The sequence below is a fragment of the Pseudomonas sp. GD04158 genome (genome assembly GCF_029834875.1).
Taxonomy (GTDB): Bacteria; Pseudomonadota; Gammaproteobacteria; order Pseudomonadales; family Pseudomonadaceae; genus Aquipseudomonas; species Aquipseudomonas hydrolytica.
The window spans coordinates 45,355-58,287 of sequence record NZ_JAODYT010000026.1 but is presented as its reverse complement, the minus strand read 5'-3'; the positions used below and the strand labels follow the sequence as shown (position 1 = coordinate 58,287).

The following is a 12,933-nucleotide window of genomic DNA, read 5'->3' as shown; positions in this document are numbered from 1 at the left end:
CCACGCCTGCAGGCACCTCATCGAGCTTGATCCGCACCGGAATGCGCTGCGCCAGGCGCACCCAGTTGAAGGTCGGTTCGACATCGGCCAGCAGCTGTCCATCCGGGCTGGCATTGCGGTCGGCAATGCCGCGACTGATGCTCTCCACCTCGCCGCGCAGCGGCTGATCGCCACTCATCAACCAGATTTCCACTGGCGCGCCGATGCGGATGCGCGGCAGTTTGGTTTCCTCGAAATAGGCCTGCACATAGAAGGACGACTCGTCCACCAGGGCCAGCACCGGCTCGCCGGCTCGCACGTAGTTGCCTTCGGCCAGGCGCAGGTTGGTCACCTGCCCGGCGCGTGGCGCCCGCACTTCGCTGCGCGCCAGGTCCAGTTCGGCGGACCTGACCGCCACCTGCGCCTGGCGATACTCGCCGCGGGCGATCTCGGCGCTGATCTGGGCGTTGTCGCGCAGTTCGGCGCTGATCGCCTGCGGCCCCAGGCGCATACGACGGCCGGCCTCGTGCTCGCGCAGCAGCAACTGCTGGCGGCGGGTCTCGGCCACGGCCTGCGCCTGTTCGAGGGCGACCTGGTAACGCTCGCGATCCAGACTCATCAGCAACTCGTCCGCCGCCACATGCTGGTTGTCGCGCACCTTCAGCTCGCGTACCCAGCCGGCCAGATCGGGGGCGATGGTCACCACATCGGCGCGCACCCGCGCGTCGCGCGTCCACGGCGAATACAGGTAGTGCTGCCATAACCAGGCGCCGGCCAGCACGGCCACCGCCACCAGGCTCAGGGTAATGCCGACACGCAGGGTGAATCGCATGTCACTCTCCTCGTTCAATATCCCAGCACGGCCACCACGGCCGCCAATACGCAGACATACAGGGCGCAGTCGAACAGCGCCTCATGCCAGATCCAGCGCGCCACACCGAGGCGCTGCAAGCCCAGACGCAGCAGCCCGGTGAGCAGCAGCGCCAGCAGTGCATACAGCAGCATCGGGCTGAGCAGCACGCCGCCCAGCGACCATTCACGCAACCCCATGGTTTTCCCCTTGTTGTTCGCACCAGTGCTGCCAGCCTTGGCGCAATTGCAGCAGGGCCGCCTCGGCAAGGCGCCGGTCGATGCTCGGCGGCGCAGCGCGCAGTGCCTGCAGCAGGTCGCTCAGCGCGTCGTCGAGCGCGGCGCTGCGCTGTGGTGCCGGCCCGAGCAGCAGCTGCCGGCGCAGATGCTCGAGAAACTGGGTCTCGGCCGCGCCCAGCGCGCGATCTCCCGCTGCCAGACAGGCGCGCAGATGCAGCAGCTCGTCGCCCAGGTCGAGGCTGGCGACGCCGTCATCCCAACGGCTGCGACTCTGGCTGGGCAGCACCGGATAGTGCCGGGCCAGCTGCAGGAGGCGATCGGCCATGCGGCCACCGAACCAGCTTTCGGCGCCGACCAGCGGCTGCCGCGTGAGCCGGGCCAGATCCTGCAGCGTCGCGCGCAGCAAGCGGCGGCCATGCCAGCGGGGATTGCGCAGGACCACCAGGTTGAATGCCAGCACCGCACAGCCGACGCCTATCAGCATGGCCAGGGACTCGTTGAGGAAGAAGGCGACGTCGTAGTGCATATCGTTCTGCGGGGCGCACAGCACGATGAAGTGCAGGCTGAACGAGGTGGCCGTCGCCCCCAGCGCCGGGCTGGCCATGCCCAGCGCGCCAAAGAAAAGCGGCACGCCAAGCGCCAGGCAGAGCATGGCGAAGCCGTTCAGCTGTGGCAGCAGGATCTGGCCGACGAAGAAGGCCACCGGCAACGCGTAGAAGATCCCGCGCATGAACAGCAGGCCGATCTGCGCGGCATTCTCGCGGCTGGCGAACAGGCTGCAGACCACGCAGGTCAGCAGCAGTGCACCGCTGGCAGCGGTCCAGCCGGTGGCCAGCCAGAACGCCGAGAGCGCGAGAAACGCCAGAGCGCTGCGCGCACCGTAGACCGCCGCCGTCTGCCAATCGCTGTGCCAGGACAAGGCCGGCGGCACCTCGCCGGTCACCTGACCGCGCTCCACCGCCGCCAGAGAATGACCGGCGGTATCCAGTCGCAGCACCAGCAGCGCCAGGCGCTCCAGACAGAAGCGCTGCGCGGCGTCGAGCGCATCATCCTCCGCAGCCTCGCGCAGGCGAGAGGCCAATGCAGGCAACTGATCGCGCTCTGTTGCCTGCAGCTGCGCTTGCACCTGCTCCAGCCAGGGCGCCAGGGCATGACTTTGCGCCTCGTTCAACTGCCGCCATTGCCGTGCCACGCCACGTGCCAGACGCAGCAGGGTAAGCAGATCGCGGCTCAGACCACGCAATGCACGGGCGCGCTGGCGGCCGCGGCTGCCTTCGAACCAGGCATGCTCGCGCTGGGCATCCACCGCGACGATACGGCCCAGCACCTCCAGCAGCCCCTGACGCGCCGATGCCTGGCCGGCCAGCGCCGCAGCGGCCGCCCCTACCCCCGCCTGCCAGGCACTACGTGCCTGCTGCACCAACTGCCGCTCGACCCGCTGCGGCCAGAGGATGGCACTGACTGCCGTGGCGCAAATAATGCCCAGGCAGATCTCCGTGCAACGCGCCACCGCCTGATCGAAAACCGTCAGCGGCGCATCGATGGCCGGCAGACCGATGATCGCCACGGTATAACCGGCCAGTACGAAGGAATAGCTCCAGGCGCTGCGCAGCATGGTCGAGGCGGCGGTACACAGGGCGAGCCAGGCCGCCAGGGCAAGCAGGAACAACCAGGGCGCCTGAGCGAACAGGGCCATCATCAACACCGCCATGCAGGTGCCCACCAGCGTTCCCAGCAGACGTGCCAGGCCCTTCTGCACCACCATGCCGGACAGCGGCTGAGCCACGATGAAGGCCGTCATCAGCGCCCACTGCGGTTGCTGCAGACCGAAGCGAAAGGCGAGCCAAAGCGCCAGACCACCGCCCAGCAGGGTCTTGATGGCAAATTGTGCGGCCTGCGCACTGGGGGCCAGGAAGAGCAGCAAGGTATTGCGCATGAAAATGCAGCTTTATGGTTCAGATGGAAAGCGTAGACGAGCGGATGACCGGCCTACAGACCAACCTAATTATTAGGTAGCTACCAATATTAATGGAATTCCATCTTTTCTGCACGGCTTTGCTGAAAGCCAAGCCGGACCTCAACCGCGGAAACAAAAAAAGGGCGACCGAAGTCGCCCAAATTGCCTTGCGTGCCCTGTGAGCTGGAAGGATCAGCTCTGCTTGCGCTTGTGCGCATCCTTCCAGATGAAGTAACCAACGCCCCCACAAAAGGCGATCATCAGAAGTACGGTGCCGACTCCGGCGAGAACCACTGTATCGACGAACATGGCTGCCTCCTGTTGTGCCTGTCTGTCTGGGATGGCTTCACGTTAGCAGCGCCGGGGGCGGGAAAATTGACCTGGATCAATCGCGGCGGAGCAGCCGGGATCGATGCGCCGGGAATACTGACGCAGGTCAAGAAAACGGGAGGGTACGACGGCAGCGGACGCGGCCAAGCGGCCGCCAGGGGCGGAACTCAGGAGGGAGAATCAGCGCTTCTTCGGTTTGTTCTTCGACTTCTTCTTGGCCTTGCCCAGCGGCAGCACCTGCTCGAACGCCTGGCGCATCTCGTTGAGGCGCTTGTCGTTGAGGTCGTGGATACGCTTGTCGCGCTCGGCGGCGAAATCGACCAGCTTGTCGTCATTGCTCATAGCGGAAACCGGATCAGGCGAAAGGTCAGGTTCAGGCGCGGCGCACAGGCTTGGCGCGTCTTCGCCACTTGATGTTGCCAATGATGCTGGGTCGGCCCGCGCATGACCAGTAGCGAGGCGTGCTGCAGCGTCAGCGAATGCTCGATGCGCGTGCTGCCAACGCGGCGCAGGTCGAAGCGCCGGCTGCCGCCCAGGTTCAGCGAGGCGATCAGCGGGTTGCGCCCCAGCTCGGGTTCGGCATCGCTGTGCCAGCCCATGGAGTCCTGGCCGTCGCGGTAATAGTTGAGCAATACGGCATTGAGCGGTTGACCGACCTCTTTCGCGACCCGTTGACGAATCTCGTCGAGCAGCGGCGTCCAAGGCAACGGCTCATGCAGCTTGCCGGAGTAGCGATAGCGCGCCTCCGGCTCGCCATACCAAGCAGTCAGACGCGGCGTGCGGTGATAACGGCCATGGATGAACAGCTCCGGCTGCTGCCAGGGCGTCTGCTCGACCAGGGCTTGCAGCCAGCTGTCGGCAAGTGCGGCGTCGACCCAGCCGGGTAGATAGTCCAGCTCGGCATCGGCAAGTGCGGGCAAGGGGTCGGCGAACAGCATCGTGAGGTCTATGAAGAAGAGGATGAAATCAGTGTCTCAGACTTCCACATCCACCCAAAGTCCCTTTCGTGGCAGATCGCCCAGCGCCTGTTCCACCTCTTCCGGCTCGGCTTCGGCCAGCTGCTCGGGGGTGTAGCCACGGCGCTGCCGCCGACGCTGTTCATCGCGCAGCAGCTCTTCGGTTTCCTGCGGATGGCGCTTGTCCAGGCTCAGCGCACTTTCCTTGGCGCTGCCCTCGGCCGGGGTCACCGGAGGAATCTCGGGCTTGGGCTTGATCACGTCCTGCGAGGCAGTGACCGGCACCAGGCTGTGGGGGATAGGCGGTAGCACGTTTCAGCACCTCCTTTGGTCGGGTTGTCGGCCCCGTCATCCGCGACTTTAACAGCCTGTTAGCCGGTGCTCGCTACACTTTCGACTAAGCCGAACGGCAATAGTGCCACGACCGCTTTGGCCGCGGCGCCGCATCCGTTACCATAGCCGGCTTTTTCACGCGGGAGACAGGCATGGCGCAGTATCAACCGGGGCAACGCTGGATCAGTGACAGCGAAGCGGAATTGGGTCTGGGAACCATCCTCGCCGAGGACGGCCGCCTGCTCACCGTGCTCTACCCGGCCACCGGCGAAACCCGCCAGTACGCCACGCGCAATGCCCCGCTGACCCGTGTGCGCTTCGCCCCGGGTGACGAAATCACCCACTTCGAGGGCTGGAAGCTCACCGTGCAGGAGGTCGAAGACGTCGACGGCCTGCTGGTCTACCACGGCCTCGATGCCCAGCATAAACCGGTGACCATGCCGGAAACCCAGCTGTCGAACTTCATCCAATTCCGCCTGGCCAGCGACCGCCTGTTCGCCGGCCAGATCGACCCGCTGGCCTGGTTCGCCCTGCGTTATCACAGCCTCGAGCATAACAGCCGCCTGCTGCAGTCGTCCCTCTGGGGCCTGGGTGGTGCGCGCGCCCAGCCGATCGCCCACCAGCTGCACATCGCCCGCGAAGTGGCCGACCGCATCGCACCGCGCGTGCTGCTGGCCGACGAAGTAGGTCTGGGCAAGACCATCGAAGCCGGCCTGGTGATCCATCGCCAGCTGCTCTCCGGCCGCGCCAGCCGCGTGCTGATCCTGGTGCCGGAAAACCTGCAGCACCAGTGGCTGGTGGAAATGCGCCGGCGTTTCAACCTCGACGTCGCCCTGTTCGACGCCGAGCGTTTCATGGAAAGCGACGCCAGCAACCCCTTTGAGGATTGCCAGCTGGCGCTGGTCGCCCTGGAGTGGCTGAAGGACGACGAAAAGGCGCAGGACGCGCTGTTCGCAGCCGGCTGGGACCTGCTGGTGGTCGACGAAGCCCACCACCTGGTCTGGCACCCGGAGCAGGCCAGCCCCGAATACTCGCTGGTCGAACAACTGGCCGAGGTCATCCCCGGCGTGCTGCTGCTCACCGCCACCCCGGAACAGCTCGGCCAGGACAGCCACTTCGCCCGTCTGCGCCTGCTCGATCCCAATCGCTTCCATGATCTGCAAGCCTTCCGCGCCGAAAGCAGCCAGTACCGCCCGGTGGCCGAAGCGGTGCAGGAACTGCTCGACCAGGGCAAGCTCAGCGCCCAGGCACGCGATGCCATTGGCGGCTTCCTTGGCGATGAAGGCCGTGAGCTGCTCGACGCCGTCGACAGCGGCGATGACGACGCCCGCGCCCGCCTGGTGCGCGAACTGCTGGATCGTCACGGCACCGGCCGCCTGCTGTTCCGCAACACCCGCGCCGCCGTGCAGGGCTTCCCCGAGCGCGAGCTGCACCCCTACCCGCTGCCGAGCCCGGACGAATACCTCGAGCTGCCGGTCGGCGAGCACGCCGAGCTGTACCCGGAAGTCAGCTACCAGGCACAGGAAGAGATCGACGACGAGCAACGCTGGTGGCGCATCGACCCGCGCGTCGAGTGGCTGATCGACACCCTGAAGATGCTCAAGAAATTCAAGGTGCTGGTGATCTGCGCCCATGCCGAGACCGCGCTGGATCTGGAAGACGCCCTGCGCGTGCGTTCCGGCATCCCCGCCACGGTGTTCCATGAAGGCATGAGCATCCTCGAGCGCGACCGCGCGGCGGCCTATTTCGCCGATGAGGAATTCGGCGCCCAGGTGCTGATCTGCTCGGAAATCGGCTCCGAAGGCCGCAACTTCCAGTTCGCCCATCACCTGGTGCTGTTCGACCTGCCGGCCCACCCGGACCTGCTCGAGCAGCGTATCGGCCGTCTCGACCGCATCGGCCAGAAGCACCGCATCCAGCTGCACGTGCCGTACTTGGAGAACAGCCCGCAAGAGCGCCTGTTCCAGTGGTACCACCAGGCGCTGAACGCCTTCCTCGCCACCTGCCCCACCGGCAACGCCCTGCAGCACCAGTTCGGCCCGCGCCTGCTGCCGCTGCTGGAAAGCGGCGACGACGGCCAGTGGCAGCAACTGGTGGACGAAGCCACCGCCGAGCGCATTCGCCTGGAAGGCGAACTGCACAGCGGCCGCGACCGCCTGCTGGAGCTGAATTCCGGCGGCGCCGGCGAAGGTGAAGCGCTGGTCGAGGCGATCCTCGAGCAGGACGACCAGTTCACCCTGCCGATCTACATGGAAGAGCTGTTCAACGCCTTCGGCATCGACAGCGAAGACCACTCCGACAACGCCCTGATCCTGCGCCCCAGCGAGAAGATGCTCGATGCCAGCTTCCCTCTGGGCGACGACGAAGCGGTGACCGTCACCTACGACCGCGAGCAGGCTCTGGCCCGCGAGGACATGCAGTTCGTCACCTGGGAACACCCCATGGTGCAGGGCGGCATGGACCTGGTGCTGTCCGGCTCGATGGGCAACACCGCGGTGGCGCTGATCAAGAACAAGGCGCTCAAACCCGGTACCGTGCTGCTGGAGCTGCTTTACGTCAGCGAAGTGGTCGGCCCGCGCAAGCTGCAGCTGGGACGCTTTCTGCCTCCAGCCGCGCTGCGCTGCCTGCTCGACGCCAATGGCAACGACCTGGCGCCGAAGGTCGGTTTCGAGACCCTCAACGACCAGCTCGAAAGCGTGCCACGGGCCAGCGCCAACAAGTTCGTCCAGGCCCAGCGCGATGTGCTGGCCAAGCAGATCAATGACGCCGAAGCCAAGGTCATGCCGCGCCATGTCGAGCGCGTGGCCGAGGCCAAGCGTCGCCTGATCGCCGAACTGGACGAAGAACTGGCCCGTCTGATCGCCCTGCGCGCGGTCAACCCGAGCGTACGCGACAGCGAGATCGAGGCCCTGCGCGAGCAGCGCGAACAAAGCCTGGCGATGTTCGACAAGGCCGCCCTGCGCCTGGAAGCGATTCGCGTATTGGTCGCGGGCTAACCGTACGTAGGGTGCGCCGTGCGCACCGAAGAATTTCGGTGCACACGACCGCAGCGCCTATCACTCGTATGTGGTGCGCACAGCGCACCCTACGGGTCACCTAACTCCTCCAGCCTGCTCTGCAGAAACTGCCGATCCGGCCCCTGTTGCGCCAGCGCCAGGGCCTGGCGGTAGGCAGCGATCGCCTGCTCGCGGCGGCCCAACCGGCGCAGCAGATCGGCCCGCGCCGCATGGGCCAGGTGGTAACCCTGCAGTTCGCCCGCGGCCAGTAGACGGTCGATCTCCAACAGCCCCGCCTGCTCACCGTCACGCATGGCCAGTGCCACGGCGCGGTTGAGCTCGATCACCGGCGAGGGGTTCAGGCGCAGCAACTCGTCATACAGGCCGACGATCTGCGCCCAATCGGTTTCTTCCAGACTGGCCGCCTCGGCATGCACCGCGGCAATCGCCGCCTGCAGGCTGTAGGGGCCGAAACGCCGCGAGTGCAGCGCCTGCAACACAAGCGCCTCGCCTTCGGCGATCAATTCGCGATTCCACAAACTGCGATCCTGGGCTTCCAGCAGAATCACCTCACCATCGACGCCGCTGCGCGCAGCGCGTCGCGACTCGTGCAGCAGCATCAACGCCAGCAGCCCCTGCACTTCCGGCTCGGGCAGCAACTCCAGCAGCAAGCGGCCCAGGCGTATGGCCTCGTCGGACAGCTGGCTGCGGGTCAGCGAATCACCCGAGCTGGCGAAGTAGCCTTCGTTGAACACCAGATAAACCACCCGCAGCACCGCCTCCAGCCGCTCGGGTAGCTCGCTACGCCCCGGTACCTCGTAAGGGATGCGCGCGTCGCGAATCTTCGCCTTGGCCCGCACGATGCGCTGGGCCAGGGTCGCAGGGCTGGAGAGGAAAGCGCGGGCGATCTCCTCGGTGGTCAGGTCGCACACCTCGCGCAGGGTCAAAGCCACCTGGGCATCACTGGCCAGCGCCGGGTGACAGCAGGTGAAGAGCAGGCGCAGGCGGTCGTCCTCGAGCAGTTCGCCCCCTTCGGCGTCACCCTCGTCGGGCAACTCGGCCTGTTCATCCAGCGGCTGGAAGCGGCGCTGCCGACGCAGGTTGTCGATGGCCTTGAAGCGCCCGGCAGAGACCAGCCAGGCGCGCGGGTTGTCCGGCACACCGCCTTGCGGCCATTGCTCGACCGCACTGCGAAACGCCTCGTGCAGCGCCTCCTCGGCCAGGTCGAAATCGCCCAGCAGACGGATCAGGGTGGCGAGCACGCGGCGCGACTCCTCGCGGTAAAGGCGCTCGATCAGTTCGGTGACAGGTGGCGATATCGACATGCGCTTCTCCTGAACGAACGCATACGGTGCCCAATACCGCCGGCGGCGTCGAGTGGCGGCACGATCCGCCCCTCGATTTGGCGCCCGTCGCATTGGCAGCCGTTCGGTCGCTGGGCATAGTCGCGCCATTCCAAGAACGAAGGGAGTCTTGCTATGCGTTGGTTGCTGCTCGGCCTGGCGGGGGCTGCGGTATTTCTCTACGGTCGGATTACCGGCGATGCCCAGCTCAGCCTGTTGACCAAGGGCATCCCGGTGATCGCCCTGCTGCTCTGGCTGCGCCAGGCGCCGGCCGGCACCTACCGCCGCTGGATCGCCGTTGGTCTTGTATTCTCCCTGGCCGGCGACATCCTGCTGGACTGGCCCGGCGATCTGTTCGTGTGCGGCCTCGGCGCCTTTCTGCTCGGCCATCTGGCCTACCTGCGCGCCTACGTCTCCGACAGCCGGCAACCGGCCCTGCCCGCTCTGCTGCTGGCGCTGATCGCCGGTGGCGCGATGTTCGCCGTGCTGGCCAGCAGCGGCCTGGGCGAGCTGCTGATCCCGGTGGCCTGCTATGCCACGGCGATCAGCCTGATGCTGTGGCGCGCGCTGGCCCGCATCGGCCACCCGGGTCTGCAGCCGCGCTCCACCTGGCTGGCCGCCGGCGGTGCGGCGCTCTTCGTGCTGTCCGACAGCCTGATCGGCATCGACCGCTTCGTCGCCAGCTTCGACGCCGCGCCTTACGCCATCATCCTCACCTACTGGCTCGGCCAGTGGGGCATCACCGCTTCGGCCTTCCAACGCACCAAGGCCTAGCAGGCCGTTAATGCCCTGCAGCGAGCAGTCGGGAAAGCCCTGACTGTTCGCCCGCACTTGGCTAAAATGCCGGCCTTTTCCGCTACCCGTTGCGACTGCCGTGAGCCAAGAACCCGATCGCCTATTTGCCCAGCCACTGGCCGAGGTGCCCGACTTCGTCTTCAACGAGGATGTGGTGCGGGTGTTTCCCGACATGATCAAGCGTTCGGTGCCCGGCTATCCGACCATTGTCGAGAACATCGGCGTGCTCGCCGGCCAGTTCGCCCAGCCGCACACCACCCTGTATGACCTCGGCGCCTCGCTCGGTGCGGTGACCCAGGCGCTGCGCCGCCATGTGCGCATCGATGGCTGCAAGGTCATCGCCGTGGACAACTCCCCGGCCATGGTCGCGCGTTTTAGCGAATACCTGCATGCCCAGGACGCCATGTTCCAGGAGCTGCTGCCGGTGGAGGTGATCGAGGCCGATATTCTCGCCCTCGACCTGCAGCCCACCTCATTGGTCACGCTCAACTTCACCCTGCAGTTCATCCCGCCGGAGCGGCGCCTGGAGCTGCTCACGCGCATTCGCCAGGCACTGTTGCCCGGTGGCGCGCTGATCCTTTCGGAGAAGCTGCGCTTCGAGGACGCCGCCGAGCATGAGCTGCTCACCGAGCTGCATGTCGCCTTCAAACGCGCCAATGGCTACAGCGAACTGGAAATCGCGCAGAAGCGCAGCGCCATCGAGAAGGTCATGCTGCCCGACAGCCTCGAGCAGCATCGCGAACGCCTGCTGGCTGCCGGCTTCAGCAAGGTAGTGCCCTGGTTCCAGTGCCTGAACTTCGCCTCGCTGGTGGCCCTGCCATGATGCGCGATCTGGATCTCGACGCCCTGCAGGCACAACTGGCCGGCAGCCCGCTGCAGGAATGGACAGCCGACCTGCCGGGCCAACTCGATGCCAAGCTGGCCATCGGTCACGGCGACCTGGCGCGCTGGTATGGCGCGGTGCAGGCCCTGCCGGACCTGGCGGTGAGCGAGGTGGAACTGGTTCAACGCTTCGCCTTTGGCGGCGCCTGCGACGAGGCCAGCCGCGCGCAATTGAAGGCTGCTCTGCAGGGCTTGATTCCCTGGCGCAAGGGGCCGTTCGAACTGTTCGGCGTGCACATCGACACCGAATGGCGCTCGGACTGGAAATGGCAGCGCGTCGCCCCGCACCTGGACCTGGCCGGCAAGCGCATCCTCGATGTCGGTTGCGGCAACGGTTACTACATGTGGCGCATGCTCGGTGCGGGTGCGGGCAGCGTGGTCGGCATCGACCCCAACTGGCTGTTCCTCTGCCAGTTCCTGGCGATGAAGCGCTACCTGCCGGAGCAACCGGTGTGGCACCTGCCGCTGGCCTTCGAGGAACTGCCGGCCAAGCTGCAGGGCTTCGACACGGTGTTCTCTCTGGGCGTGCTCTACCACCGTCGCTCGCCCATCGACCACTTGCTCGATCTGAAGGACGCGCTGGTCAAGGGCGGTGAACTGATACTCGAAACCCTGGTGGTCGAAGGCGATGCCGAACAGGTGCTGGTGCCTGAAGACCGCTACGCGCAGATGCGCAACGTCTGGTTCCTGCCCTCGGTGCCGGCGCTGGAACGCTGGCTGCGCCGCGCCGGTTTCGAGGACGTGCGTTGCGTGGATGTCAGCACCACCTCGGTGGACGAACAACGCGCCACCGAGTGGATGCGCTTCCAGTCGCTGCCGGAGTTTCTCGACCCGGCCGATCACAGCCGCACCGTCGAAGGCCTGCCGGCACCGACCCGCGCCGTGCTGATTGCACGCAAGCCGTAGCGCACTACCTGCACCAATGAATGGGCGTTACCGCCCGCGCAACCAGTAAGCCCGCCGCTGTGCAATGAGCCGCAGCGGCTCACCAGCACCCTGCTCCACCACACCGCGGGCGCTGCCCAGGCGAATCCGTCCCTCGATGTCCTGCGCCAGCAGGCGGCGCATGCGCCGACGCCAGAACCAGGCGCCGATCCAGTCGACTATGGCGTTCTGCAGATCCAGCGGCCACATGGCCGGCATATAGAACTCGGGCATGGGCGGATGCGACTCGTTGCAATTGCTCGAACCTTTCATGACCTTTCCTCCGTTTCGCAGCCGGCTTTTTGCCGGGCTTGCGATCAGGATGAAACGCACCTATCGTTCAAACAAACGACAAATACCAAAGTCAAGGTTAAGTAATTTTTAACAATCATGAACGCCACCACTCCGACTGCTCTGCCGCTTCTGGAAAGCGATGTGCTGCGCACCTTCGTCGCCATCGCCGACAGCGGCAGCTTTACACGCACCGCCGCACAGGTATTTCGCAGCACGGCGGCGGTGAGCCTGCAGATCAAGCGCCTGGAGGAAACTCTCGGCCAGCGCCTGTTTATCCGTGAGGCACGACAGGTTCGCCTGACCGCTGAAGGCGAGGTGCTGCTGGGCTATGCCAGGCGCCTGCTCAAGCTCAACGAGGAGGCGGTGGCACGCTTTCTCACCCCGACGCTGACTGGCCGCGTGCGCTTCGGCACGCCGAACGATATCGGCGACCGCGTGCTACCGGGCGTGCTGACCCTGTTCGCCCGCAGCCATCCGGCGGTGGAGGTCGAGGTGAACGTGGGGCGCAGCGTGGATCTGGTGGCCAAGCTGGATGCCGGCGAGCTGGATCTGACCCTGATCAACGCCGGCAATGACGGCCTGGATGATGCCCGCGGCGAAGTGATCTATTCCGAGGAGCTGGTCTGGGCCGGGCGTGATGGAGGCCTGGCCATACAGCGCTCGCCCCTGCCGCTGGCACTGGCCAACCCCGGCTGCGCCTGGCGCAGGACTGCGCTCGATGCACTGGATCGCCAGGGGGTGGCCTACCGCATTGCCTACTCCTGCGAGCAGTGCGCTGGCCAGGAAGCGGCAATGACCGCCGACCTGGCCATCGCCCCCTTCCCGCGCAGCCTGGTCAAGCCGCCACTGCGCCGACTCGGCGCAGAACAGGGGCTGCCGCCGCTGGGCGAATATCACATCAAGCTGATACGCGGTCATCAGCGTAACGAGGCTGTCGAGGCCCTCGCTACGCAGATGATCCAAGCCTTTGCGCAAGGCTAGGTAGGGTGCGCCATGCGCACCGGGAATACCGCGGAGCCTGGCCGGTGCGCACGGCGCACCCTACAAGAAGCCAT

14 protein-coding genes are annotated in these 12,933 nt (G+C 66.0%); 5 read left to right on the top strand and 9 right to left on the bottom strand.

What is annotated here, in order from left to right:
• The 7 genes from N7333_RS12275 to N7333_RS12245 form a co-directional block, all read right to left on the bottom strand.
• A partial coding sequence (locus N7333_RS12275) for an efflux RND transporter periplasmic adaptor subunit (protein WP_279858881.1) occupies positions 1 to 811 on the bottom strand: 811 nt, incomplete at its 3' end.
• A 14-nt stretch (positions 812 to 825) separates the two neighbouring features.
• Positions 826 to 1,029 carry a DUF1656 domain-containing protein gene (locus N7333_RS12270; protein ID WP_003245425.1) on the bottom strand — a complete coding sequence of 68 codons (204 nt, stop codon included), beginning with the start codon at positions 1,027 to 1,029 and terminating at the stop codon, positions 826 to 828.
• Positions 1,016 to 3,004 carry an FUSC family protein gene (locus N7333_RS12265; RefSeq protein WP_129481511.1) on the bottom strand — a complete coding sequence of 663 codons (1,989 nt, stop codon included), beginning with the start codon at positions 3,002 to 3,004 and terminating at the stop codon, positions 1,016 to 1,018. The genes N7333_RS12270 and N7333_RS12265 overlap by 14 nt, the downstream gene beginning before the upstream one ends.
• Positions 3,005 to 3,217: 213 nt before the next feature.
• Entirely contained in the window at positions 3,218 to 3,334 is a 117-nt protein-coding gene (gene ccoM, locus N7333_RS12260; RefSeq protein WP_012018052.1) for a cytochrome c oxidase subunit CcoM, read from the bottom strand.
• A 201-nt stretch (positions 3,335 to 3,535) separates the two neighbouring features.
• Positions 3,536 to 3,697, bottom strand: coding sequence for a hypothetical protein (locus tag N7333_RS12255; RefSeq protein WP_177490988.1), 162 nt, complete (start codon positions 3,695 to 3,697; stop codon positions 3,536 to 3,538).
• Positions 3,694 to 4,293, bottom strand: a complete 600-nt coding sequence (locus tag N7333_RS12250) for an alpha-ketoglutarate-dependent dioxygenase AlkB (RefSeq protein WP_096826043.1) — start codon at positions 4,291 to 4,293, stop codon at positions 3,694 to 3,696. The genes N7333_RS12255 and N7333_RS12250 overlap by 4 nt, the downstream gene beginning before the upstream one ends.
• A gap of 36 nt (positions 4,294 to 4,329) precedes the next feature.
• A complete protein-coding gene (locus N7333_RS12245) occupies positions 4,330 to 4,623 on the bottom strand; it encodes an aspartate-semialdehyde dehydrogenase (RefSeq protein WP_100547471.1) in 294 nt (97 codons plus the stop codon).
• A gap of 173 nt (positions 4,624 to 4,796) precedes the next feature.
• Between N7333_RS12245 and rapA the strand changes: the two genes are divergently transcribed.
• On the top strand, positions 4,797 to 7,640 hold the full coding sequence (gene rapA, locus N7333_RS12240; RefSeq protein WP_129481521.1) for an RNA polymerase-associated protein RapA: 2,844 nt from the start codon (positions 4,797 to 4,799) through the stop codon (positions 7,638 to 7,640).
• 89 nt (positions 7,641 to 7,729) lie between these two features.
• Here rapA and N7333_RS12235 read toward each other — a convergent pair whose 3' ends face one another.
• Positions 7,730 to 8,965: an RNA polymerase sigma factor gene (locus tag N7333_RS12235; RefSeq protein ID WP_129481522.1), complete on the bottom strand. Its 1,236-nt coding sequence runs from the start codon at positions 8,963 to 8,965 to the stop codon at positions 7,730 to 7,732.
• A 153-nt stretch (positions 8,966 to 9,118) separates the two neighbouring features.
• Between N7333_RS12235 and N7333_RS12230 the strand changes: the two genes are divergently transcribed.
• The 3 genes from N7333_RS12230 to cmoB all read left to right on the top strand — a co-directional run bounded on the left by N7333_RS12230 (position 9,119) and on the right by cmoB (position 11,566).
• Positions 9,119 to 9,757: a lysoplasmalogenase gene (locus N7333_RS12230; RefSeq protein ID WP_279858878.1), complete on the top strand. Its 639-nt coding sequence runs from the start codon at positions 9,119 to 9,121 to the stop codon at positions 9,755 to 9,757.
• A 100-nt stretch (positions 9,758 to 9,857) separates the two neighbouring features.
• Positions 9,858 to 10,601 (top strand): carboxy-S-adenosyl-L-methionine synthase CmoA, encoded by a 744-nt coding sequence (gene cmoA, locus N7333_RS12225; protein ID WP_279858877.1) that lies wholly within the window; start codon positions 9,858 to 9,860, stop codon positions 10,599 to 10,601.
• Complete coding sequence (gene cmoB, locus N7333_RS12220) at positions 10,598 to 11,566, top strand: tRNA 5-methoxyuridine(34)/uridine 5-oxyacetic acid(34) synthase CmoB (RefSeq protein WP_279858876.1); 969 nt, start codon at positions 10,598 to 10,600, stop codon at positions 11,564 to 11,566. The genes cmoA and cmoB overlap by 4 nt, the downstream gene beginning before the upstream one ends.
• Before the next feature lie 27 nt (positions 11,567 to 11,593).
• Here cmoB and N7333_RS12215 read toward each other — a convergent pair whose 3' ends face one another.
• The gene (locus N7333_RS12215; RefSeq protein ID WP_129481525.1) at positions 11,594 to 11,857 is read right to left on the bottom strand and encodes a hypothetical protein; all 264 of its coding nucleotides are present in this window, start codon (positions 11,855 to 11,857) and stop codon (positions 11,594 to 11,596) included.
• A gap of 117 nt (positions 11,858 to 11,974) precedes the next feature.
• Between N7333_RS12215 and N7333_RS12210 the strand changes: the two genes are divergently transcribed.
• A complete protein-coding gene (locus N7333_RS12210) occupies positions 11,975 to 12,859 on the top strand; it encodes a LysR substrate-binding domain-containing protein (protein WP_129481526.1) in 885 nt (294 codons plus the stop codon).
• Positions 12,860 to 12,933: the final 74 nt, after the last annotated feature.